The following is a 22,790-nucleotide window of genomic DNA, read 5'->3' on the forward strand; positions in this document are numbered from 1 at the left end:
CAAAACAAAACAGCTGCAGACGGAGAAAGCCCGCCCTTCGTCCTCCCCAGCACGGGAGACGAGCGGCGGGCTTCCCTATGGAATTAATCTTATCGTAGCCGGCTTATCTTGTCAAACGCTCGGCGCAGCGCTGCGCCTCAAAGAAGATGCGCTCCTTGTCGAGCGTCGTGAGCTCGCGGTTCTCCATGAGAACCTTGCCGTCGACGAGCACCGTGTCGACGCTGTCGGCATGTGCAGCATACGTCAGAAGCGACACGAGGTCGTGGCGCGGATACCAGACGGCGCTCTCCATGTCAAAGAGCGTGATGTCGGCCTTGCAGCCGGCCTCGAGTCTGCCGGTATCCTTGAGGCCGATGGCCTCGGCGCCGTACTCCGTACCCATCTTGACGGCCGTGCGCGCGGGGACAGCCAGCGGGTCGAGCGTGTGGACCTTGTGGAGCATCGCGGCGAGGTTAATCTCCTCGAGCATGTCGAGGTTGTTGTTCGAAGAAGCTCCGTCCGTGCCGAGGGCGACGCAGACGCCTTCCTTGAGGAGGCGCGGCACCGGCGCCGTGCCGCTTGCGAGCTTCATGTTGCTGCCCGGATTGTGCGCCACGCGGATGTGATGCTTCTTGATGATCTCGATGTCATGGTCGTCAAGATGGACGCAGTGTGCAGCGAGCGTGCCCCTGCCGTCGAAAAGGCCCGTCTCCTCCACCCAGGCAAACGGGCGCTTGCCGTATTCCTTGAGCGAGCCTTCAATCTCGGCCTGCGTCTCGTGCATGTGGATGTGGATCTCAGCACCGAGCGACTGTGCAGCAGCGGCGACCTTCTTGAGGAAGGCCGGCGGGCACGTATACGGCGCATGCGGGCCGAACATGACGGTAATGCGGCCGTCGGCAGCGCCGTTGAAATCCTTGTAGAGCGAGACGTTCTCATCGAGCTTCTTCTCACCGTCCGGAGCCACGCCGATGATGCCGCGGCAGAGCACGCCGCGCAGGCCGGAGTCAGCGACAACCTCGGCGACCTTGTCCATGTATGGCCCGTACATGTCGGCAAAAGCCGTCGTGCCGCCCTCGATCATCTCGACGGCTGCGAGCATCGCGCCCCAGTAAATGTCGTCCTCATTCATCTTGGCTTCGACGGGCCAGACCTTGTTGTTGAGCCAGTCCATGAGGTTCATGTCGTCGGCGTAGCTGCGCAAAAGCGTCATCGAGGCGTGCGTGTGCGCATTGACGAAGCCCGGCACGGCCAGATGATTGCGCCCGTCGATGATCTTCGCGGGACGGAAGTCCTCGGGCACTTCGCCGATAGCCTTGATCTTGTCCCCGTCGATGAGGATGTTCGTGCGCGGCGTCGTGCCGTCCGGCAGCAGTACGTAAGCGTCTTTGATGAGTGTTTTCACGAGATGAGTCCCCCTTGTACATGATTTTCTGTGATTTCGCTCTTTTTATCCTAACAGAAATAAACCGGCAGGAAAAGGCCATGCGTCATATTCCTGCCGGTTTTCTTCGGTTTTATCCGGAATGCTGGCACGCGGCCACATCCGCAGGCCCCTTGTCAGGCCATGCTGAGGTATGCGCGCTGCTCCGGCGTCAGCGTGTCGATGGCGACGCCCATGGACTTGAGCTTGATCTCCGCGATCTTCGTGTTGATCTCCTCGGGCATGAGGTGCACGCCCTTTTCCATCTCTTTGCCGTGCTTCAAGAGGTGCAGCGCCGAGAAGAACTGGACGCCGAACGAGAGATCCATAATCTCGGCCGGATGGCCATCGCCGGCGGCGAGGTTGACGAGGCGGCCCTCAGCGAGCAGGTAGAGCTTGCGGCCGTCGTGCAGCTTGAATTCCTCGATGTTCTTGCGGACCGTGCGGCGCGAGACGGACAGCGACTCGAGCTCAGGGATGTTGATCTCGACGTCGAAATGGCCGGAGTTTGCGAGGATGGCACCGTTCTTCATGACCTCGAAATGCTGCTTGCGGATGATGTCCTTGTCACCCGTCAGCGTCAGGAAGATGTCACCGATCTTCGCGGCCTCGTCCATCGGCATGACGCGGAAGCCGTCAAAGACGGCCTCGATGGCCTTGATGGGATTGACTTCCGTGATGATGACATTGGCACCGAGGCCGCGCGCACGCATCGCGCCGCCCTTGCCGCACCATCCGTAGCCGGCGATGACGACGTTCTTGCCCGCGATGACGACATTCGTCGTGCGCATGATGCCGTCCCAGGTCGACTGGCCCGTGCCGTAGCGGTTGTCGAAGAGGTATTTGCAGTAAGCATCGTTGGCCGCGATCATCGGGAATTCGAGCTTGCCCTCATTGGCCAGTGCGCGCAGGCGGTGCACGCCCGTCGTCGTCTCCTCCGAACCGCCGACAATGCCCGAGAGCAGCTCGCGGCGCTTCGTGTGCAGCATGTGCACGAGGTCGCCGCCGTCATCGATGACGAAATCCGGATGGATGTCGAGTGCCTTGTTGATGAACGTATCGTACTCCTCCGGCGTGCAGCCATGCCAGGCAAAGACGTGCAGACCGTCCTCGACGAGCGCCGCGGCCACATCGTCCTGCGTCGACAGCGGGTTGCTGCCCGTGATGGCAACCTCCGCGCCGGCATGCTGGAAGATCTCCGCCATGTAAGCCGTCTTGGCCTCGAGGTGGAGCGTAATGACCATCTTCTTGCCCGCAAAGGGCTTCGACACCGAGAACTCCTTGTCCACGGCCGCCATGACCGGCATGAAGTTCTTCACCCAATTGATTTTATCGTGGCCCGAAGGAGCCAGCTTGATATCACGGATCATCGATTCCATATGCCAAAAAACCTCCTAAAGTAATGCTATCTTTATTGTAGTGTCCGCCAAAGCGGCTGTCAAATGACGGCCCCGCCCGAAGTGCCTGCCCGCAGGCATGCCGTCATTTGAGATACGGCAGGCAGACCTTGAGGACCGATGCGGCGAGTGAGCCCGACTCCACCGTGTTCCACTGGCCGTCGGCATGGATCTTCCAGACCATCTCACCCTCGTCGTACATGTATTTGTAGATGTACGGCTGGCCCTTGTCCGTGTCGGAATGGAACGTGTAGACGACGCAGTTGAAATGATCCTTGTCGGGATTGTAGATGCTGTTCGTGTCGACGACATCCTTCTCGTAGACGATATTCTGGTAAGCCGTGACATAGGCTGCCTGCGTCACAGCAGGTGCCGCGAAAAATGCGAGCCCAGCCAGGAGCGGCACGCAAAGCGCCGCGGTCTTTTTGCCAAATGCCTTCGACATCATGCGCCCGGCAGACTTCCCTGCCCGTGCAAAAGATTGTACCGATACCCGGTTCACCATGTTTATGAAAATATTCATGCTTTATGACCTCTATTCTGTGATTTGATGACGCGCACGGATTTCCCAGACGCGCTTGCATCCAGTATAGGCGAAACGCCTGCACAAGACAAGCCCCTTTCTGCACAGATGCAGAACTTCTCCAACAGGGCCTGGGGTGCATCAGCTTCCGGCATTCAAAAAAGAGCCTCGTGCGAGACTCTTTTTATCATATGAGATTTTGATGCAAATGTCTGATGGATCAGAGCTGCGGGCCGGCAGCAACGAGTGCCTTGCCCTCATCATCGAACGTGTACTTCTTATTGAAGTTGTCGATGAACATCTGAGCGAGCTTCTTGGCTCTCGTGTCCCACTCGGACTCATCCTTGTAATCCCACTTGGATTTGGACGGATCCTTGTAAGTATCCTTCGGATCGAGGACTTCCGTAGCAACGCCTTCGAGCTTCGTCGGGATCTCGAGGCCGAAGTACGGGATCTTCTTCGTCGGAGCTTCGTTGATGGCACCGCTGTGGATGGCGTCGATGATGCCGCGCGTATCCTTGATGGAGATGCGCTTGCCATAGCCGTTCCAGCCCGTGTTGACGAGATATGCCTTCGTGCCGTTGGCCTTTACGCGCTTAACGAGTTCATGCGCATATTTCGTCGGTGGCAGCTCGAGGAAGGCCTGACCGAAGCAAGCGGAGAACGTCGGCGTCGGCTCCGTGATGCCGCGCTCCGTGCCAGCCAGCTTGGACGTGAAGCCGGAGAGGAAGTAATACTGCATCTGTTCCGGCGTCAGGATGGAAACCGGCGGCAGGACACCGAAAGCATCGGCTGCGAGGAAGATGACGCTCTTGGCAGCCGGAGCAGCACTGCGGTCATTGACAAAGCCCTTGACCGTGCTCTTGATGTGATCGAGCGGATACGATACACGCGTATTCTCCGTGATGCTCTTGTCGGCGAAATCGATCTTGCCATTCTCGTCGAGGACAACGTTCTCGAGGAGTGCGTTGCGCTTGATGGCGCCGAAGATGTCCGGCTCTGCATCCTGGTCGAGGTTGATGACCTTTGCATAGCAGCCGCCTTCGAAGTTGAAGATACCATCGTCATCCCAGCCGTGCTCATCATCGCCGATCAGCAGGCGCTTCGGATCCGTCGACAGCGTCGTCTTGCCCGTGCCGGAGAGGCCGAAGAAGATAGCCGTGTTCTGGCCCTGCTTATCCGTGTTGGCGGAGCAGTGCATGGCAGCGATGCCCTTGAGCGGCAGGAAGTAGTTCATCATGGAGAACATGCCCTTCTTCATCTCGCCGCCGTACCAGGTGTTGATGATGACCTGCTGGCGCTCCGTGAGGTTGAAGACAACGGCCGTATCAGAATGCAGGCCGAGCTCCTTGTAGTTCTCGACTTTTGCTTTCGAAGCATTGAAGACGACGAAGTCCGGTTTGAAGTTTGCTTCCTCTTCCGGCGTCGGTTTGATGAACATGTTGCGGACGAAATGAGCCTGCCATGCAACTTCCACGATGAAGCGGACAGCCATGCGCGTGTCCTTGTTGGCGCCGCAGAAACCATCGACGACGAACAGGCGCTTGTTGGAGAGCTCCTTCTTCGCGATGTCCTTTACAGCCTTCCAGGCTTCCTTGGAAGCTCTGTGGTTATCGTTGTGATATTCTTCAGAATCCCACCATACCGTGTCATGGGAGATCTCATCATCAACAATGAATTTATCTTTCGGAGAACGGCCCGTAAAGATACCGGTCTTAACATCAACGGCGCCAAGTTCAGAAACCTGACCTTTTTCATAGCCCGTGAGGCCTTCTTTGGTCTCTTCCTCGAACAACGTCTTGTAAGAAGGATTGTAGAGGATTTCCGTTACGCCCGTGATTCCATACTGACTAAGATCGATGTTTGCCATTTGCTGTCAACCTCTTTCATCAAAATCTGGTTTTTCAACCTATTGAGAGATATTTCACATTCGTCTTTCTTGTGTGAACCCTCAACTCAAGTATTATATTAACTTATCCATTCATAAATGTCAAATATTTATTTCACCTGCTTTTTAATGTTTTATTTATTGCTATTATTTTGCTTTATTTACTGTTTTTTAATAGGGAGAGCGATAAAATGCGAAATTCCGCAAAATCTTGTCCAAGGACCTCTTCCGCCCCTTCGGGGCACCTTCCCCGTGCGCGGGGAAGGCATTGCGTTGAGGCGCATTCATGCAAAAAAGGCCGGCCGTGGTTGCCCACGGCTGGCCGCTTGTTCAGCTGTTCTTCTTTTCGGCAAAGCGCAGCACGGACTGCTCCATCCCTTCCGGCGTGCAGGTGCCGTCGTGACGGATCTCCTTGTTGCGCAGAGACGCGAGCCCCTCGGGGATCTTCGTGCCGCTCACGGCGGCGAGGCGGTCGAGCAGCGCAAACTCGTCGAGCCCCCCGGTCTTCTCGCCGAGCGCCTCGAGCACGCTGCCGTTGAATTTATACGGGCTCGCCGTCGACACGACGACCATGTGATGCGCGTCGCCCGTTTCCTTCTGATAATGCTCGGCCACGCGCCAGGCCACGGCCGTATGCGGATCGGCAACATAGTGCTCCTTGGCAAAGACCTCGCCGATGCAGGCCTTCGTGTCCTCGTCAGACGTCCAGTCGGCCCAGAAGACCTGCTGGATCTTCGCGAGGAGGTCCGCATCGATCTCATAGCGTCCCGTCTCGCGCAGCTGCTGCATCCAGCCGGCGACCTTTTGCGTATCATTCGTCATATGGTAGAGCAGGCGCTCGAGGTTGCTCGAGATCAGGATATCCATCGACGGCGAGATCGTCTTGTAGAAATCGCGGTTGCGGTCGTAGACGCCCGTGCGCAGGAAATCCGTCAGCACGTTGTTCGTGTTCGATGCGCAGACGAGCTTATGCACGGGCAGACCCATGCACTTCGCGTAGAAGCCCGCGAGGATGTCGCCGAAATTGCCCGTCGGCACCGTGAAATCGATTTCCTCGCCCGCCTCGATGCGGCCGGCGGCCAGGAGGTCGGCATAAGTGCTGAAATAGTAGACGATCTGCGGCACGAGGCGGCCCCAGTTGATGGAATTGGCCGACGAAAGGCGGATGCCCGCCTCCTGCAGTTCATCGTTGAACGGGCGATCGCCGAAGATCTGCTTGACGCCGCTCTGCGCGTCGTCGAAATTGCCGCGCACAGCCGTGACGTTGACATTCGTCCCCTCCTGCGTCAGCATCTGCAGGCGCTGGATGCGGCTGACGCCGCCCTCGGGGTAGAAGACCATGATCTTGATCTGCGGGACGTCGCGGAAGCCCTCGAGCGCGGCCTTGCCCGTGTCGCCCGACGTCGCGACGAGGATCAGCACCTCATCCTTTGTGCCCGTCTTCTTGAGCGCCGTGCTCATGAGCTGCGGCAGGAGCTGCAGGGCCATGTCCTTGAAGGCGCTCGTCGGGCCATGCCAGAGCTCGAGCACGCTCGTCGCGCCACAGGCCGCAACGGGCGCGCGCTTTGCCGCATCGAAGCGGCCGTTGTTGTAGGCACGCTCCACGCAGCCCTCGATCTCCTCCGCCGTATAATCCGTGAGGAACAGCGAGAGCACGGCCTTGGCGCGCTCTTCATAGGAAAGCGGCTGCAGGCCGCGGATGAAATCCAGCGTGACGGCAGGGATGCTCTCGGGTACAAACAGGCCCCCATCCTCCGCGAGGCCGTCGATGATGGCCTGCGCCGAAGCGCGCGATGCTGCATTTCCTCTGGTACTCTTGTAGTTCAACACAATCTCCTCCTGCCAGCGCCCCCGCGGGACACTTTGATATTTGATAATAAAACGAACTATGTTAAAATGGAAAAAGGTTCCCCACTCGTCATCTCGTTTTTGACATTATACCATAGATTGCGCGCAAATCCTATAGAAATTGTTAAATTGTCAGCGCAGAAAATACGCAGTTTCATTTTTGTTACACAAAAAGCGTTATTTCTTCAATAATATTGCGCTTTTGTAATCATCAGAGACACGGAAAGGGTGTTGAATTTGTTGAACATTGCCATGGCACAGATGGAGGTCATTCCTGGCCATCCCGACGAGAACACACAGCGCATCCTCGCCTTTATCGACGAGGCCCGCCAAAAGCACGCCGACATCGTCATCTTCCCCGAGATGGCTGTCCCCGGCTACTTCCTGGGCGATACCTGGGAGCAGCCCGCGTTCCTGCGCGACTGCGAGAGCTACGGGCAGGACATCATCGCGGCCTCTACGGGCATCACCGTCATGTTCGGCAATGTGGCCGTTGACTGGCAGAAGAAGAACAACGACGGCCGCGTGCGCAAGTACAACGCGTTCTTCATCGCACAGGACGGGCAGCTCGTACAGCCCGACAACATGCCGTACCCCTACACCATCAAGACGCTCATGCCGAATTACCGCGAATTCGACGACACGCGCCATTTCTTCAGCCTGCAGAAGCTCGCGCGCGAACTCGGCACGACGCCGCAGAAGCTGCTCTCGCCCGTGAGCCTCAAGATTCGCGGCCGGCGCTTTGAAGTCGGCTGCCTGCTCTGCGAGGACGGCTGGAGCGACGACTACGAACTTGCACCGCTCAAGATCCTGGAAGAGGATGCCATCGACTTCTACGTCAACATCTCGGCTTCCCCCTACACGCTCGGCAAGAACGACAAGCGCAACCGCGTCTTCGGCCGCCAGGCGAAGGATGCCGGCGCACCGCTTTTCTACGTCAACTGCATCGGCCTGCAGAACAACGGCAAGACCGTCTACACCTTCGACGGCTCGAGCACGGCCTACTCGGGCAGGGGCGACGTCGTCTACACGGCGCCAGAGTACAAGGAAGACCTCAGGATCCTGCCGCTTGATGGCCTCAAGGATATGCCCGCAGCCCCCGTACCCGAAGAACCCGATATCGCGCATATCTACCGCGCGCTGCATTACGGCGTCGGCCATTTTCTCCAGAACATCCACATGAAGAAACTCGTCATCGGCATCTCGGGCGGCATCGATTCGGCCGTGGCCGCCGCGCTCTACGCGAAGGTCGTGGGTCCCGAAAATCTCCTGCTCGTCAACATGCCGAGCGTCTACAATTCCGCGACGACGAAGGGGCTGTCGCAGCAGCTCGCGGAGAATCTCGGCTGCCAGTACATGATCGTGCCGATCCAGAAATCCGTCGATCACACGATCAGGCAGCTCGAGGAAACGCCGATGACGCTGCTCGGCGACGGCAGCAAGTCGTATCTCAAAGTCTCATCCTTCGTCGCCGAGAACATCCAGGCGCGCGACCGCAGTGCGCGCGTGCTCGCAGGAGCGGCTGCGGCGTTCGGCGGCGGCTTCACCTGCAATGCCAACAAGGCCGAGACAACCGTCGGCTACTCGACGCTCTACGGCGATCAGTCGGGCTTCCTCGCCGCGCTCGCTGACCTCTGGAAATACCAGGTCTATGCGCTCGCCCACTACATGAACGACGTCGTCTACGGCCGCGAGGTCGTGCCGCAGGGCATCATCGACATCGTGCCGTCGGCCGAGCTTTCCTCGGCGCAGAACGTCGACGAGGGCAAGGGCGACCCCATCAAGTACCCGTATCACGACTACCTGTTCCGCTCCTTCATCGAGCGCTGGCAGAAGGCCACACCGGAGGACCTCTTAACCTGGTACGAAGAGGGTACGGTCGAGAAGAATCTCGGCTGTGAGGAAGGCCTCGTGGCCAAATACTTCCCGACGGCCGCCGACTTCATCAGCGATCTTGAGCGCTGGTGGAACCTCTTCTGCGGCATGGCCGTCGCCAAGCGCATCCAGGCGCCGCCGGTCCTCGCCGTGAGCCGCCGCGCCTACGGCTTCGACCACCGCGAGGCGCAGAACGGCGCTTACTACACGCGCCGCTACCGCGAGCTCAAGAAAAAACTGCTGCAGGAATAAGCGGCGACAAGCACATACAGGCCTGCCCCGGCGGGGCAGATTGTCACCAGATGGACGCTCTCAGCCGAGGGCGTCCATTGTCGTAAGCAGGGGCAGCATGACGGCGAGCACGAAGAAAAAGATCATGGCGCCGACGACGAGCGTCAGCACGGGCTCGACGAGGACCTCGAGGCGGCGCAGCCTCTCCTCATAACAGAAGCGCGCAAGGCCGGCGCCGCGCTGCATCATCTCCTCGAGGCGGCCGGCCGCTTCGCCTGACCGCAGCAGGGCCATGAGAAAGGACGGCAGCATGGCGCCGCGAAGCGCAGCCGTCAGCGGCTTGCCGCGGCGCAGGCGCGCGTGAGCCCGCTGCAGCGAGAGGCGCAGGAACGCATTGCGGGGGGCTTCCATCGCCAGGGCAAGCGCGCGGTCCAGGGGCACGCCGTGATGCAGCAGGACGGCGAGCAGCGACAGAATGGTCTGCCACTCGCCATAGCGGAGCAATGTGCCGAAGAACGGCAGGCCAAGGAGCAGGCGGTCGAGCCTTTGACTCAGCCCCGGACGCGAAAACAGCCAGCCGAAAAAGACGCAGCTGACGGCAAAAAGCGCTGCCGTGGCCGCGCCGTGCTGCTGCAGGAAAGCCGAGAGCGCGAGCAGCACGCGCGTGGGCCAGGGAAGCTCGGCCGCGAGACTCGTGAGCAGCGCGGCAAAGGCCGGCAGCAAAAAGACGGTCATGAGCATGCCGGCTAGAAGCGTCACAAAAAACAGCAGCACGGGATATGCCATGGCCGCGCGGAGCTTCGCGCGCGTCTTCATCGCAAGTTCCATATGGTCCGCGAGTTCCGGCAGGATGGAGGCAAGGGCGCCGCCCGCCTCGCCCAGCGCGATGAGCTGGCAGACACTGTGCGGGAAGACCGCCGGGTATGCTGAAAGTGCCGCCGAAAGGGATGTTCCCGCCAGCACCTGCCCGCGCAAAGCACCGACCATCTCCTCATAACCATCGCGGCGCCCGTCTCCAGCCTGCATGGCGCCGAGTGCCTCGTGCAGCGGCAGCCCGGCGGACGTCAGCAGGGCGAACTGGCGCAAAAAGAGCACACAGGCCCGCCGCCCCGATGGCAGGCGCCGCGAAAAGACGGGATGGGCGCACGCAGATGCGAGCAGGCGGCGCAGGCCAGGCAGGGTCTCCTTCCTCTCCGCCTGCTCCAGCGGGGTCAGAGAGGCCACCCAGAGCCCGCGCTGCCGGATCTCACGGGCAGCCTCACGGCGCGAAGCAGCTTCGACGTCGCCAGCAAAGTGCTCGCCCGTGCGGCTTCTCGCCTCATACGAAAAATGTGCCACCTGTCATCCCTCCTTCCCGCTCTCCCCGTTCTTCGCGCTGGTACCGTTCACGCGTCTTTGCCGTGATGCGCCCCTCCTGATAAAGCTGCGCGACGGCACGTTCCATCGTCTGCATGCCCGCTTGCTGGCAGCGCATCATGACGGAAGGCAGCTGCTCGTATTTGCCCTGACGGATCAGGCTGCAGACTGAAAGCTCGCGCAGGAGCACCTCGACGGCCGCCACGCGCCCGCCGCCGCTTGCCGGCAGCAGCTTCTGCGCGAGCACGGCCTGCAGGACTCTTGCGACCTGCTCGCGCACGCAGGCGCGTTCCTCCTGTTCATAGAAGGATTCGATGCGCGCGGGAGCCTCGGCTGCCAGACGTGTGTGCAGCGTACCGAAGACGAGCATGCCGCTCTCCGCCGCCATCAGCGCGGTCGTCAGCGCCGCGCGGTCGCGCAGCTCCCCGACGAGCAGGACATCCGGCATCTCGCGCAGCGCACTGCGCAGTGCCGCGGGAAATGAGCAAAAATCCCGCCCGAGCTCGCGCTGATTGATGAGCGACCTTGCCGGCGTGAAAACGTATTCGACAGGATCCTCAAGCGTCAGGATGTGGCGCGCCTCATTCTGGTTGATCGCGTCGAGACAGGCCGCGAGCGTCGTCGTCTTGCCGGAGCCCGTGGGCCCGCAGACGAGCACGAGGCCGCTCGTGAGGGCAAGGATGCGGGCAAGCGCCGTCCGCGCGGGCAGATTGAGCGTCGCAAGGCTTGGGACCGCAGGCGGCAGGAAGCGCAGGACGGCCGCGGGCTCTCCCCTTTGCCAGAAGGCGTTGCCGCGCAGCCGCCAGGAACCGTGAGAAAAGGCAAAGTCCACCTCCTCGCGCGCCTGCAGCCGCATGAGGCTTGACGCGCCCAATTTCTCCTCGAGCCAGGCGAGAAGCGCGGAGCTTTCGACGCGTTCCGCCCCGAAGGGCATGAGCTGGCCATCCACACGCAGCCAGACGCGCTGGCCGGCCGTCAGGTAGAGGTCCGAAGCCTTTTGGCGGCAGCCTGCCGCCAGGGCCTCATGAAAGAGCGCTGCCATCGCCATAGAGCACCCTCCTGACTTCTGAAAGCGACGTGATCCCCTGCAGGGCCTTCTGCCTGCCGTCCTGCCAGAGGCTTGCAAGCCCCTTGGACACGGCCAGCCGGCGGAGCTTCGCACGCGGCCACTGCTGCAGGATGCCGGCGCGCAATTCCTCATCGATGAGCAACACCTCGCTCACCACCGTGCGCCCGCGATATCCCGTGCCGCCGCAGGCTGCACAGCCTGTGCCGCAGGCAAGCTTTATCCCCGGCTGCCAGGCCTCCTGCAGCAGCGCGGCTTCCCTCGAGCCCGCCGGCACCTCCTGCCAGCGCCGGCACGCGGGGCAGATGCGCCGCACGAGCCGCTGCGCCACGACGCCGCTCAGAGTCGCCGCGAGCAGATACGCGGGCACGCCCATCTCGAGGAAGCGGTAGATGGCCGATACCGTGTCCTCCGTATGAAGCGTCGTCATGAGGAGATGCCCCGTCAAGGCAATGCGCACGGCCATGGCTGCCGTCTCCTCATCGCGGATCTCACCCAGGAGGATGCCCGTGACATCCTGGCGCAGGATGGCCTTGAGTCCCGCGAGGAAGGTCAGGCCGGCCTTCTCGTGAATTTCCACCTGATTGATGCCGGGCAGCAGGCGCTCGACGGGGTCCTCGAGCGTCACGAGGTTGTGCGCATCGTCGTTGAGCTCGCTGAGCGCCGCGTAGAGCGTGGAGGTCTTGCCCGAATTGACGGGCCCGCAGAGCACGACGAGCCCCGCGGGACGGTGTATGAGGCGGCGGAGACCGGCGAGATGAGCCTTGGAAAAGCCCAGCTCGCCGAGCGCCAGCCCCTGCTGGCGGCCGCGCAGGAGGCGCAGCACGAGCACCTCCCCATGCGCCGCAGGCAGTGAGGATACGCGCAGGTCGATGTCATCCCGGTAGTGAATGTGGCCGTCCTGCGGCCGCTGCTGCTGTGCGATGTCCATGCCGGCCATCACCTTGAGGCGGGAGACGAGCGGCGGCATCAGCACGAGCGGCAGGCGGCCCGCCTCCCCGAGCAGGCCGTCACACCGGACGCGCAGCCGCAGCTCCCCTGCCTGCGGCTCCAGATGCAGGTCACTCGCGCCGCAGGCAATGGCCTCATCGAGCAGGAAATCCGCGAGCCGCACGATGCCCGCCCGTTCCTGCCGCCCTGCCGGCTGCGCCGCCCGCCGTTCCTCGCGCAGTACCTGCCCCGCAAGGATGCGCAGCGATTCAAATGGCCGTTTTCCCATAAGACACCCTCCTCATCTGTTTTTCTGTATATCACACGAGAACAATGACTTATGATATCCCTTCGACACGCACATGCCGTTCTCCTGCCGAAGGTTCCTGCGGCAAAACGGGGCAGCAAAAAAGGGCGCTTCCCAGCACGGGAAACACCCTCTCAAAATCAGATTGCATGGCTCACGCAAAGAACCGCCTGTCACTTGGCACTCACGGGGCGGCTGAAGCGGTAGCCCACGCCGCGCACCGTCTCGATGGCATCACCAAGCGCCGCATCGTGCGGCGCGAGCTTGGCGCGCAGATGGCGGATGTGGACATCGACCGTGCGCGTGTCGCCGTAGTACTCATAGCCCCAGATGCGCTCGAGCAGCTCGTCGCGCGAAAAGGCGCGGCCGGGATTCGTCACGAGCAGCTTCAGGAGTTCGTACTCCTTCGGCGTCAGCGTGAGCAGATGGTCGTGAACCCAGGCCTGATACGAGGAAAAATCCATGCGCAGGCCGCCGCTCTGCAGGACATCCTCCTTCGGCGGGGCGTCGTGGCTCGAACGACGCAGCACGGCCTTGATGCGGGCCATGAGCTCGCGCATCGAGAAGGGCTTGACGACGTAATCATCGGCGCCGAGCTCGAGGCCGAGTACCTTGTCGATTTCCTCCGCCTTGGCCGTCAGCATGATGACGGAGATGCTCGCGGTCCGTTCATCGGCCTTGAGCCGCCGGCAGACCGTCAGGCCGTCGACTTCCGGCAGCATGAGGTCGAGCAGGATGAGATCCATGCCGGGCGCGAGCTTCAGAGCCTGCCGCCCATCGGCAGCCGTTATGACCTCATAGCCGTTCTTCTTCAAATTGAATTCCAAAAGCTCCCGTATCGACGATTCGTCATCCACCACGAGGATCCGCATACTATCTTCCACCTTTCTGCCAGCCAGCCCGTTTCATCACAGCGCTCTGCCCTCAATCGTAATAGTGCTCGCTGAGATCGATGAGATTGTCGCGCAGCTGACGCACGAAATCCCAGCGGTTGAGCTGGTCGGCTCCGACGGAGAAGGCATAGCCGCCGCGTGTCCAGTAGGCCACGAATGAATCGCTGGCGAGCTCCGCGATTTGCACCTGTGTCGCGCCGAGCTGCTGCGTCTGCCAGGAAGCACCGTAGACGCCGCTGAGCACTTCCGCGTTCATGTCGTCGCTCAAGAGAGCCGTGCGCACGACGAAACGCGCGCGTTTCTCTTCCTGACCGTAGCGCGACGTGTAGTGGAGCTCCGCCGTCGTCCCGCCGATGATGTAGCGGCCCGTGAGCTCGAGGCCCGAGCTCAGCGGGAAATAGAGCGGATGGAAGGACAGCTCTTCGACCATGGCCGCATAGGAATCGTACGGCACCATGGGATTCGGGATTTCCGAAGAAGCGACCGCTCCCGATTCCTCAGCATCAGGTGCCGATTCCTCAGCGGCAGCCGCCGTCCCGGAGGAAGCCGTCTCAGCCGCCTGGAGCTCTGCGTCAGCGGGAGCTTCCGTCTGCGCGGCCGCCTCCGCTTCCGTTGCGGCAGGAGCCGTCTTGGCGGCTGCTTCCTGCGCTGCCGGTGCCGCCATCTGAGCAGCCTCCATATCGGCACTTGCAGCCCCGGCCTGACCGGAGCCTGCGAGCAGGCAGCCCGCCGCTGCCAGAGCCAGCCATTTCTGTTTCCCACTCATGAAATTCACGAAAAATCCCCCTGTCCATAAAATCCTTTTATCATTACTACAAATTATATTACAAAGCTCTATCTGAGGCAATGCCTTCCGCGCCTGCCATCCCATCCTGACGGCTCTGCCGGGCCTGCTGCCACTGGTCGAGTTCAGCGTCCGCCTGCGCGCGGACGACGGTCCAGACGCTGTTGACATAGGCACCCATGAGGGCCTTGCCGTTTGCATCGGGGTGCAGGCCGTCGAGCGCGTACTCCGTCGGCAGTACACCGTCTGGCGCTTCGATGGCCAGGGCCATATCGATGTGGACCTGCGTGCGGATGTAATCGTTGACGGTGTCAAAGCGGTCCTGCCAGTCGTCAGCCGTCGGCTCGGCAAAGACGTGCTGGATGTTGTCGGGATGGATTGGCGGCAGCGTCAACAGGATGGGCCGGATGCCATGCGCAAGGCACATCTGGCGCATCGCCTCGAGGTCTGAGATCACGGCATCCGTGTCCTCGCCAGCGCGCAGGCTGTTGCTGCCCGTCATGATCAGCAGGTACTGCGGGTGAAACGGCAGCACATCACGCTCGAAGCGCGCGCGCGTCATGCCGCTCGTATCGCCGCTTTCCGAGAGGTTAATCGTATCAAAGTCCAGGTAATGCAGCCAGCTGAAATGGAAATCCGCCGGGCTGTAGGAGAAATGGCCGCCGCCATGACTGATGCTGTCGCCGAGCACCGCGACCTGCCAGTCATCAGAGGGCGCGGTGCGGAAGGAACGCACGGCCGACCACTCGCCGAGCGGCGCCCCCTCGGCATCGAAGGCATGGACGCGCCAGTAAAACGGCGTATCGCCGTAATGCGGCTCGGGGTCGTAAATCTCGGCCATCGTGGAGGAAAGCAGCTCGATGGGCTCGGCCTCGAGATGTTCCTCGGGATTCTCGTTGTAGATGGCCACTTCATAGCTCGCCGCATTCGACTGGCCAACCCAGGCGTAGACGGGATAGAGCAGCGTCTCCCCGCGCCGCCCGCCGAACTCCGAAGTCAGGACGGGCGCCTGCATTGGCGGCAGGTCCGGAGACGTGTAAAGAGCAGCGAGTCCGCTGAACGGCGTGTATGGCGTGCCGTTGAAATCAATGGCCCGCACGCGCCAGTAAAGCGGCTCGCTGCCGAGCAATTCACCCGCGATTTCCTGCAGTGGCGGATTGTAGCGGTTCTGATAGATGGCGCGCGTGCGGAAGATGGCTTCCGGCGACTCCTTCGCCTCCGACAAATGCTCGGGACAGTGGTCGAAGATCTCCATCTCGTAGCTCACGGCCTCCTCGTCCGAATCCCAGGTCAGGATGGGCGAAAACGAAACGGGCGTCGCGGCCGTCGTCGTGCTGAGGCCTGCTGGCGGTGGCGTCAGGAGGCGCGACGAAGCCTCCTGGCGCGGCCAGCAGAGCAGGGTCCCCGCCACGACGAGCACGAGGACGAGCAGCAGGCCAAGGAAGTGCGGAAAATGCGGCAAATGCGGCAAAAAGGAACGGCGCGCACGGCGCCCGGCACGTTTTTCTTTCATGGCGGTCCACCTCTCTTTACGAAAGAATTCAGAGCAGGCATCTTCTTGATGCTCCGCTTCATGGTGAGATTATAGCACAGAACATCCGCGCTGCACAATGTCAGCGCCGGAGGGTCCCCCTTTCCTTCCCAATTACAGGGATGTGATTTATAATAAAGAGTGAATTCATCTTTAAAGAAACCAGTGAGGATTATGATGCAGGCAGACAAGCATTTCATGCTGATCAAGAATCAGCGCGTTGAAGCCAATACGAAACTATCCGAAAAAGCCAAGCTGCGGCTCAGCAAGTCGAAAGCCGACAATACGCTCAAAGCCTACCGGGCCGACTGGCGCGATTTTGCCGCGTGGTGCGCCTACCACGGGGAACGCGACCTGCCGGCCGCGCCCGAGACGATCGTCAACTATCTCAACGACCTGGCCGACGACGCCAAGGCCAACACGGTCGCACGGCGCGTCACGGCCATCTCGGAGAACCACGTGGCCGCGGGCTACCAAGGCGAGCGCAACCCGGCCAAGAGCAGCCTCGTGCGCGCGGCGATGGAGGCCATCCGCCGCGAGAAGGGCACGTTCCAGCAGGGCAAGACCCCAATCCTGCTCGAGACGCTCCAAGTGCTCGCGGACTGCTTCGACGATACCATCGTCTCGCTGCGCGACCGCGCGCTCATCTTCCTGGGCTTTGCCGGAGCCTTCCGCCGCTCTGAGCTCGTAGCCATCCAAATCGAGCACCTGACCTTCACGAGCGAAGGCCTCATGATTCTCGTACCGCAGTCCAAGAGCGATCAGCTCGGCCGCGGCTCGACGATCGCCGTCCCCTACGCCCCCGATCCGTCCATCTGCGCGGTGCGCGCCGTGCAGGCATGGCTCGCGGCCGCCAACATCCACCGCGGCCCCCTCTTTCGTCCGTTCACGCGCGCCCACACGCTGCGCGACAGCCAGCTCTCCGACAAATCCGTCGCGCTCATCATCAAGAAATACGCGAAGCTCGCGGGCTTCAACCCCGACACCTTCGCCGGCCACAGCCTGCGCCGCGGCTTCGCGACGAGCGCGGCCCAGCACGACGTCGACGCGCTGACCATCATGCGCCAGACGCGCCACCACTCAGAAAAAATGGTGCACCGCTATATCGAGCAGGGCAACATCTTCAAGGAAAACCCGCTGAATAAAATGTACAAAAAATAAAAAGGAAGGCAAAAGGGCTGCCGCATTTTCATGCAGCAGCCCCTTTTTGCGTTTCAGCGCCGACAGCTCATGACGGCGCGTTTTTTTACAGTACGGCCTTGTGGCTCAGATTGATGCGGCCCTTGTCGTCGATCTCGACGACCTTGACCTGCAGCTGATCGCCGACCTGCACGACATCCTCGACCTTTTCGACGCGGTGTTTCGCGAGCTGGGAGATGTGGCAGAGGCCCTCCTTGCCCGGCAGCACCTCGACGAATGCACCGAACTTCATGAGGCGCGTAACGCGGCCCGTGTAGACCTGACCGACCTCGACCTCGCGCACGATATCCTCGATCATCTGCTTGGCCTTCTTCATGCCCTCGGCATTCACCGACGAAATGAAGATATTGCCGTCCTCGTGGATGTCGATCTCCACGCCCGTCTCATCGATGATCTTCTTGACGACCTTGCCGCCCGTACCGATGACATCGCGGATCTTGTCCGTCTTGATCTTGATTGTCTCAACGCGCGGTGCATACGGCGAGAGATCCGCCGCCGGCTTGTCGATGCACTCAAGCATCTTGCCGAGGATGAACGCGCGGCCGCGCTTGGCCTGCTGCAAAGCAGCCGAGAGAATCTCGCGCGACAGACCGTCGACCTTGATATCCATCTGGATGGCCGTGATGCCTTCCGTCGTACCGGCGACCTTGAAATCCATGTCGCCAAGCGCATCTTCCATGCCCTGGATATCCGTGAGGATCGTGTACTTGTCCCCTTCCTTGACGAGGCCCATGGCGACGCCCGAAACCGGACGCTTGATGGGTACGCCGGCATTCATCAGCGAGAGCGTGCTGCCGCAGACCGAACCCATCGAGCTCGAACCGTTCGACTCGAGCACCTCCGAGACGAGGCGGATCGTGTACGGGAATTCCTCGACGGATGGGATGACCGGCACGAGCGCGCGCTCCGCGAGGGCGCCGTGGCCGATCTCGCGGCGGCCCGGGCTGCGCATCGGACGCGCTTCGCCGACGCTGTAGCCAGGGAAGTTGTAGTGATGGATGTAATGCTTCGACGTCTCGGGTCCGAGGCCGTCGATGATCTGCTCATCGCCGAGCGAGCCGAGCGTCGTCACCGTGAGAATCTGCGTCTGGCCGCGCGTAAAGAGGCCGGAACCATGCGTGCGCGGCAGGAGGCCGACCTCGCACGAAACGGGGCGGACCTCGTCGACCTCACGGCCGTCCGGGCGGATCTTCTCATGCGTGATCATGTGGCGCACGACGGATTTCTCGAGGTCGTGGATGGCGATGGCAATCTCCTTGTCCATCTCCGGATAGAGCTCGAGGAAGTGTTCCATCGTATCCGTCGTGATCTCGGCGATATTTGCGTCGCGATTGAGCTTGTCCGCGTTGCGCACGGCGGCATCGAGACGCTCCTTCGCATAGTCGCGGATGGCCTCCTCCATCTCGTGCGGCACGAGGAAGAGCTTCGGCTCGCTCTTTTCCTTGCCGCAGGCAGCCTGGATATCCTGCTGGAACTCGACGAGGCGCTTGATCTCCTCGTGGCCGAACAGGATGGCGTCGAGGATGACATCCTCCGGCAGTTCATTCGCACCGGCCTCAACCATCATGACGGCATCGTGCGAGCCCGCGACCGTGAGGTTGAGCGTCGAAACCTTGCGCTGCTCCTCCGTCGGGTTGATGACGAACTCGTCGTCGACGCGGCCGACGCGCACGCCGGCAATCGGGCCCATGAACGGGATATCCGAAACCGTCAGGGCGCAGGACGCACCGATCATCGCGGCGAGCTCCGGCGCATTGTCCTGCTCGACCGAAAGGACCGTCGCGACGATCTGGACATCGTTGCGGAAGCCCTTCGGGAACAGCGGGCGGATTGGGCGGTCAATGAGGCGCGCGCAGAGGATGGCGTCACTCGACGGACGGCCCTCGCGCTTGATGAAGCCGCCCGGAATCTTGCCGGCAGCGTACATCTTTTCCTCATAATCAACCGTCAGCGGGAAGAAATCCACGCCCTCGCGCGGCTCGGATGAAGCCGTGGCCGTGACAAGCACGACCGTGTCGCCATAGCGCACCAGCACAGCACCATTGGCCTGCTTGGCAAGCTGGCCGTTCTCGATGACCAGCTTGCGGCCGCCGAGCTCTGTTTCAAAACGATGCATACGAACAATACCTCCTCAAATCTCTCTATCTGTTGAATGAAAACATCTCTTTATCGCATCTTGGATAACCCAGTCAAGCAAACATGCTTCCGATTTTTCAGTCTTTCCGATCCGGCATTTCAGCCAGAAAAAAAAGCGGGATTGCTCCCGCTTTCCGCTTCAGGATCGCCTGCCAGCAATCAACGCTCAACCGTGGAACGCAGACCGAGCTTCGCGATGATCGAACGATAACGCTCAATGTCCGTCTTATAGAGGTAGCTGAGCAGACGGCGGCGATGGCCGACCATCTTCAGCAAACCGCGACGGGAATGATGATCCTTCTTGTGCTCTTTCAGATGCTCCGTCAGATACTGGATACGGGCCGTGAGAACAGCAATCTGTACTTCCGGCGAACCCGTGTCACCCTCGTGAACGGCATACTTCTGCATGATTTCCTGTTTTGCTTCCTGAGTCAGCATGTTTGTTTTCCTCCTAGTCTTTCGTAAAACCTCCATCAGCCAAGAAAACGTCGGAGTTCTTCGCTATCTGGGCTGAGGTCTGCGCCTTTGCGGCACTTAAGATAGTATATCACATGGCTTGGCGCCTTGTAAAGCAAAAGCTTAGCGGCGCTGCCAGATTTTTTGGGCCTGCCGGCGGTCGTCGTACATCTTGCGGACGAGCTGGTCGACGGACGCAAACTTCTCCTCCTCGCGGATCTTGGCGAGAAACTGGACCTCGAGAAGCCTGTCGTAGAGGTCACCTGAGAAATCCTCGAGATGCACCTCGAGCCGGCGGTTGCAGCCCTCAAACGTCGGGTTGTCACCGATGTTGGCGAGGCCGAGGTATTCGCCGTCCCCGTAAAGAACGCGCGTCGCGTAGACGCCGTTCGGCAGCATGACCTGTGCGTCGGTGATGGCGAGATTGGCTGTCGGGAAGCCCAGCGTCCGGCCGCGGCGCTCGCCGTGGATGACGCGGTCGAGCACCGTGAACGGGCGGCCGAGGCACGCACGGGCCTCATCGAGCCTGCCCTGCTGCAAGAGGGCGCGGATGCGCGTGCTGCTGACCGTGCGCCCGCCTAAAAGGACGGCCGGGCAGACCTCCGCCTCGAAGCCATACGCTTCGGCATCACGCAGGAGCATGCGGTGCGTGCCCTTGCCGCGGCTGCCGAATGTGTAGTTTGGCCCCGTCACGACGCAGCGCGGCGCGAAATAGTCGCGCAGCATCGCGAGAAAGGCCTCGGGGCTGCGCTGTGCGAGCTGCTTTGTGAAGGGCACGGCCATCAGTATATCGACGCCGAGCTCTGCGATGAGGCGGCTGCGCAGCAGACTGCTACCGATCTGCGGCGGCAGGTCACGCGGAGAAAGCACCGAAAGCGGATGGTTGCTGAAGGTGAAGACCATGGCCCTGCCGCCCTGCTCATGCGCGAGCTCCACGGCCCGCCGGATGATGCTCTGATGGCCGATATGGACCCCGTCGAACATGCCGAGTGCAATGACGAGGCGCGGATACGCCGCGCGGAGGTCGATAAGCCGCGAATAAATTTGCATGGAAACCTCCTGATACGATTCGATACGATGCGAGAGACGTGCTCAGCGGCTCATGACCTTGGCCGGCACGATCTCCTGGCGCTTGCGGTCGTAGCGGCCGATGCCGAGGAACTGCCCCGCGCTGTAGACGCGCAGCGTGTCCGTCTCGGGCACATGGCGACGCTCGCCTGTGCCGAGCCCGTTGCGAAATGCCTTCTCGCGCTCGGGCGCCAGGTCGTAGCGCTCGAGGTGATTGAGATACGCTGCGGGTTCGAGCAGTGCGCTCTCGCCCTTTGCGGCCAGTTCTTCAAGCGTCAGCGTGTCGGCGAGCGAAAAGTCGCCGACACGGCTGCGCACGAGGAAGGTCATGGTCGCCGGCAGTCCGAGCGCCGCGCCGATATCGGTGCAGAGGCTGCGGATGTACGTGCCCTTCGAGCACGAAACATCGATGAGCACGCGCCGCTTCTCGGGCTCATACGCGAGCAGGCCAATGGCGTGAACCGTGACCTCGCGCGCGGGAATCTCGACATCGCGGCCCGCGCGCAAAAGGTCGCAAGCGCGCCGGCCGTTGATCTTGATGGCTGAATGCGCGGGCGGTACCTGGCGGATGCGTCCCGTGAAGGAACGAAGCACCTCGCCGATGGCCTCGCGCGCAGGCATCGCGAAGTCTTTCACCTCGTTGATGATTTCGCCCGTGTCGTCGCCGCTGTCCGTCGCGAAGCCGAAGGTCAGCTCCGCCCGGTACATCTTGTCGGCAAGCTCCAGGTATTCGATGAGACGCGCGGCCTGACCGACAGCGATTGGCAGGACGCCGGCCGCCGCGGGGTCGAGCGTGCCAGCATGGCCGACGCGCTTCATGTGCAGCACCTTGCGCACGGCGCCGATGACGTCATGCGAGGACATGCCGGGCGGTTTCAGGATGTTGAGAAAGCCGTCCATCAGTGCCCCTCCCCGCTCATGCCTGCCTTAAGCGCGGCCGCCTGCGGCAGATCACGGATGGCCTGCTCGATGGCCGCACAGATTGTCTTCTTTGCCTCGGCAAACGGCATGGAAAGCGTGCAGCCGGCCGCGCGGATATGGCCGCCGCCGCCGAACGAGAGCGCAATGGCGCTGACGTCCACGCCCTTCGAGCGCATGCTGACGCGGCAGAGCTTTTCTTCCTTCGCCTTGAGCACGACAGCCACATCGACACCCTCAACGACGCGGATGGCGCCGATGAAGCCCTCGGTAGCCTCCATGCGTGCCGTCGTCGCTTCGTCGAGGAAGATGCCGATGGCGCGTCCGTCCGCGAAGCGCTCGGCCATATTCACGGCCTCGGCCGTGTCCTTGACGACCTGATACGGCTTCTCTTCAAGGGCCTCGGAAATCTCGTTAGCCGTCACGCCGCATTCGAGCATCTCGGCGGCCGCGCGCATCGTGTGCGGCGTCGTGTTCGAGAACCGGAAGAATCCGGAATCCGTCGCGAGCCCCGTGTAGATGCACATCGCCGGTTCGCGCGTAAAGACGGCACCGAGCTCCTTTGCAAGGTCGTAGACGATTTCGGCCGTCGCCGCCCGCGTGTCGTCCACATATGTATATTCGGCTGCGCCGTTGTTCGTGCGATGATGATCGATATTGAGGACCGTTCCGGCCTTCGTGACCTCCGGCACGCGGCCGATGCGGTCCGGGGCCGTATCGAGGATAACGAGGAGATCCGCCTCGACGGATGCCTGTCCCTCCTCCGGTTTCCCAATAATATCATATCCCGGCAGCACCTTGAAGATGGCCGGGATATCATCATCGAGCAGAACAACAGCTTCCTTGCCCATGCCGTGCAGGATGTGCATGAGCCCGAGCGAGGAGCCGACGGCATCGCCGTCGGGATTCTCGTGGGCCGTGATGACCACCTTGTTGGCATGAGCCAGCATTGCTGCTGCTTCACTCAATGTCAGTTTCATA

The 22,790-nt window shown here is 61.3% G+C and carries 18 protein-coding genes; 2 read left to right on the forward strand and 16 right to left on the reverse strand.

The genetic code is table 11. The features are described 5' to 3' along the window. Positions 1-103: 103 nt before the first annotated feature. The 5 genes from DWZ54_RS02530 to thrC all read right to left on the reverse strand — a co-directional run bounded on the left by DWZ54_RS02530 (position 104) and on the right by thrC (position 7,037). Positions 104-1,384: an amidohydrolase gene (locus DWZ54_RS02530; protein ID WP_118474367.1), complete on the reverse strand. Its 1,281-nt coding sequence runs from the start codon at positions 1,382-1,384 to the stop codon at positions 104-106. 155 nt (positions 1,385-1,539) lie between these two features. Further along, the gene (locus DWZ54_RS02535) at positions 1,540-2,781 is read right to left on the reverse strand and encodes an adenosylhomocysteinase (protein WP_118474368.1); all 1,242 of its coding nucleotides are present in this window, start codon (positions 2,779-2,781) and stop codon (positions 1,540-1,542) included. Positions 2,782-2,884: 103 nt separating this feature from the next. Next, on the reverse strand, positions 2,885-3,322 hold the full coding sequence (locus DWZ54_RS02540; protein WP_158573596.1) for a hypothetical protein: 438 nt from the start codon (positions 3,320-3,322) through the stop codon (positions 2,885-2,887). A gap of 220 nt (positions 3,323-3,542) precedes the next feature. Next, a complete protein-coding gene (gene pckA / locus DWZ54_RS02545) occupies positions 3,543-5,192 on the reverse strand; it encodes a phosphoenolpyruvate carboxykinase (ATP) (RefSeq protein WP_118474370.1) in 1,650 nt (549 codons plus the stop codon). Between the two features lie 348 nt (positions 5,193-5,540). Then, complete coding sequence (gene thrC, locus DWZ54_RS02550; protein WP_118474371.1) at positions 5,541-7,037, reverse strand: threonine synthase; 1,497 nt, start codon at positions 7,035-7,037, stop codon at positions 5,541-5,543. Between the two features lie 258 nt (positions 7,038-7,295). Here thrC and nadE point away from each other — a divergent pair, with 258 nt between their 5' ends. After that, positions 7,296-9,185, forward strand: a complete 1,890-nt coding sequence (gene nadE / locus DWZ54_RS02555; protein ID WP_118474372.1) for an NAD(+) synthase — start codon at positions 7,296-7,298, stop codon at positions 9,183-9,185. 60 nt (positions 9,186-9,245) lie between these two features. Here nadE and DWZ54_RS02560 read toward each other — a convergent pair whose 3' ends face one another. The 6 genes from DWZ54_RS02560 to DWZ54_RS02585 form a co-directional block, all read right to left on the reverse strand. Beyond that, positions 9,246-10,502, reverse strand: a complete 1,257-nt coding sequence (locus DWZ54_RS02560; protein ID WP_118474373.1) for a type II secretion system F family protein — start codon at positions 10,500-10,502, stop codon at positions 9,246-9,248. Further along, complete coding sequence (locus tag DWZ54_RS02565; RefSeq protein WP_118474374.1) at positions 10,483-11,568, reverse strand: type IV pilus twitching motility protein PilT; 1,086 nt, start codon at positions 11,566-11,568, stop codon at positions 10,483-10,485. Before DWZ54_RS02565 ends, DWZ54_RS02560 begins: the two co-directional genes overlap by 20 nt. Continuing rightward, the gene (locus DWZ54_RS02570; RefSeq protein WP_118474375.1) at positions 11,543-12,805 is read right to left on the reverse strand and encodes a GspE/PulE family protein; all 1,263 of its coding nucleotides are present in this window, start codon (positions 12,803-12,805) and stop codon (positions 11,543-11,545) included. Before DWZ54_RS02570 ends, DWZ54_RS02565 begins: the two co-directional genes overlap by 26 nt. Before the next feature lie 191 nt (positions 12,806-12,996). After that, the gene (locus DWZ54_RS02575) at positions 12,997-13,695 is read right to left on the reverse strand and encodes a winged helix-turn-helix domain-containing protein (RefSeq protein ID WP_118474376.1); all 699 of its coding nucleotides are present in this window, start codon (positions 13,693-13,695) and stop codon (positions 12,997-12,999) included. A gap of 52 nt (positions 13,696-13,747) precedes the next feature. After that, positions 13,748-14,491 (reverse strand): hypothetical protein, encoded by a 744-nt coding sequence (locus DWZ54_RS02580; RefSeq protein WP_118474377.1) that lies wholly within the window; start codon positions 14,489-14,491, stop codon positions 13,748-13,750. A 49-nt stretch (positions 14,492-14,540) separates the two neighbouring features. After that, positions 14,541-16,013, reverse strand: a complete 1,473-nt coding sequence (locus DWZ54_RS02585; RefSeq protein WP_118474378.1) for a GDSL-type esterase/lipase family protein — start codon at positions 16,011-16,013, stop codon at positions 14,541-14,543. A gap of 216 nt (positions 16,014-16,229) precedes the next feature. Here DWZ54_RS02585 and DWZ54_RS02590 point away from each other — a divergent pair, with 216 nt between their 5' ends. Beyond that, positions 16,230-17,192: a site-specific integrase gene (locus DWZ54_RS02590; protein ID WP_233519418.1), complete on the forward strand. Its 963-nt coding sequence runs from the start codon at positions 16,230-16,232 to the stop codon at positions 17,190-17,192. Between the two features lie 85 nt (positions 17,193-17,277). Here DWZ54_RS02590 and DWZ54_RS02595 read toward each other — a convergent pair whose 3' ends face one another. The 5 genes from DWZ54_RS02595 to DWZ54_RS02615 form a co-directional block, all read right to left on the reverse strand. Further along, positions 17,278-19,347: a polyribonucleotide nucleotidyltransferase gene (locus tag DWZ54_RS02595; protein ID WP_118474380.1), complete on the reverse strand. Its 2,070-nt coding sequence runs from the start codon at positions 19,345-19,347 to the stop codon at positions 17,278-17,280. A 179-nt stretch (positions 19,348-19,526) separates the two neighbouring features. Next, complete coding sequence (gene rpsO / locus DWZ54_RS02600) at positions 19,527-19,805, reverse strand: 30S ribosomal protein S15 (protein ID WP_118014071.1); 279 nt, start codon at positions 19,803-19,805, stop codon at positions 19,527-19,529. A 141-nt stretch (positions 19,806-19,946) separates the two neighbouring features. Next, entirely contained in the window at positions 19,947-20,873 is a 927-nt protein-coding gene (gene ribF, locus DWZ54_RS02605; RefSeq protein WP_118474381.1) for a riboflavin biosynthesis protein RibF, read from the reverse strand. Between the two features lie 42 nt (positions 20,874-20,915). Continuing rightward, on the reverse strand, positions 20,916-21,791 hold the full coding sequence (truB, locus tag DWZ54_RS02610; RefSeq protein ID WP_118474382.1) for a tRNA pseudouridine(55) synthase TruB: 876 nt from the start codon (positions 21,789-21,791) through the stop codon (positions 20,916-20,918). Further along, entirely contained in the window at positions 21,791-22,789 is a 999-nt protein-coding gene (locus DWZ54_RS02615) for a bifunctional oligoribonuclease/PAP phosphatase NrnA (protein ID WP_118474383.1), read from the reverse strand. Before DWZ54_RS02615 ends, truB begins: the two co-directional genes overlap by 1 nt. Position 22,790: the final 1 nt, after the last annotated feature.

Source organism: Mitsuokella sp. AF33-22 (genome assembly GCF_003475755.1).
GTDB lineage: Bacteria > Bacillota > Negativicutes > Selenomonadales > Selenomonadaceae > Mitsuokella.

Excerpts from the sequence above, each read along its gene's own strand:
- DWZ54_RS02575 (WP_118474376.1), bottom strand. The coding sequence starts at position 13,695 with ATGCGGATCCTCGTGGTGGATGACGAATCGTCGATACGGGAGCTTTTG.
- DWZ54_RS02535 (WP_118474368.1), bottom strand. The coding sequence starts at position 2,781 with ATGGAATCGATGATCCGTGATATCAAGCTGGCTCCTTCGGGCCACGAT.
- ribF (WP_118474381.1), bottom strand. The coding sequence starts at position 20,873 with ATGCAAATTTATTCGCGGCTTATCGACCTCCGCGCGGCGTATCCGCGC.
- DWZ54_RS02615 (WP_118474383.1), bottom strand. The coding sequence starts at position 22,789 with ATGAAACTGACATTGAGTGAAGCAGCAGCAATGCTGGCTCATGCCAAC.
- DWZ54_RS02585 (WP_118474378.1), bottom strand. The coding sequence starts at position 16,013 with ATGAAAGAAAAACGTGCCGGGCGCCGTGCGCGCCGTTCCTTTTTGCCG.
- DWZ54_RS02570 (WP_118474375.1), bottom strand. The coding sequence starts at position 12,805 with ATGGGAAAACGGCCATTTGAATCGCTGCGCATCCTTGCGGGGCAGGTA.
- DWZ54_RS02540 (WP_158573596.1), bottom strand. The coding sequence starts at position 3,322 with ATGAATATTTTCATAAACATGGTGAACCGGGTATCGGTACAATCTTTT.
- pckA (WP_118474370.1), bottom strand. The coding sequence starts at position 5,192 with ATGGCAAACATCGATCTTAGTCAGTATGGAATCACGGGCGTAACGGAA.
- DWZ54_RS02590 (WP_233519418.1), top strand. The coding sequence starts at position 16,230 with ATGCTGATCAAGAATCAGCGCGTTGAAGCCAATACGAAACTATCCGAA.
- truB (WP_118474382.1), bottom strand. The coding sequence starts at position 21,791 with ATGGACGGCTTTCTCAACATCCTGAAACCGCCCGGCATGTCCTCGCAT.
- rpsO (WP_118014071.1), bottom strand. The coding sequence starts at position 19,805 with ATGCTGACTCAGGAAGCAAAACAGGAAATCATGCAGAAGTATGCCGTT.
- DWZ54_RS02565 (WP_118474374.1), bottom strand. The coding sequence starts at position 11,568 with ATGGCGATGGCAGCGCTCTTTCATGAGGCCCTGGCGGCAGGCTGCCGC.
- DWZ54_RS02595 (WP_118474380.1), bottom strand. The coding sequence starts at position 19,347 with ATGCATCGTTTTGAAACAGAGCTCGGCGGCCGCAAGCTGGTCATCGAG.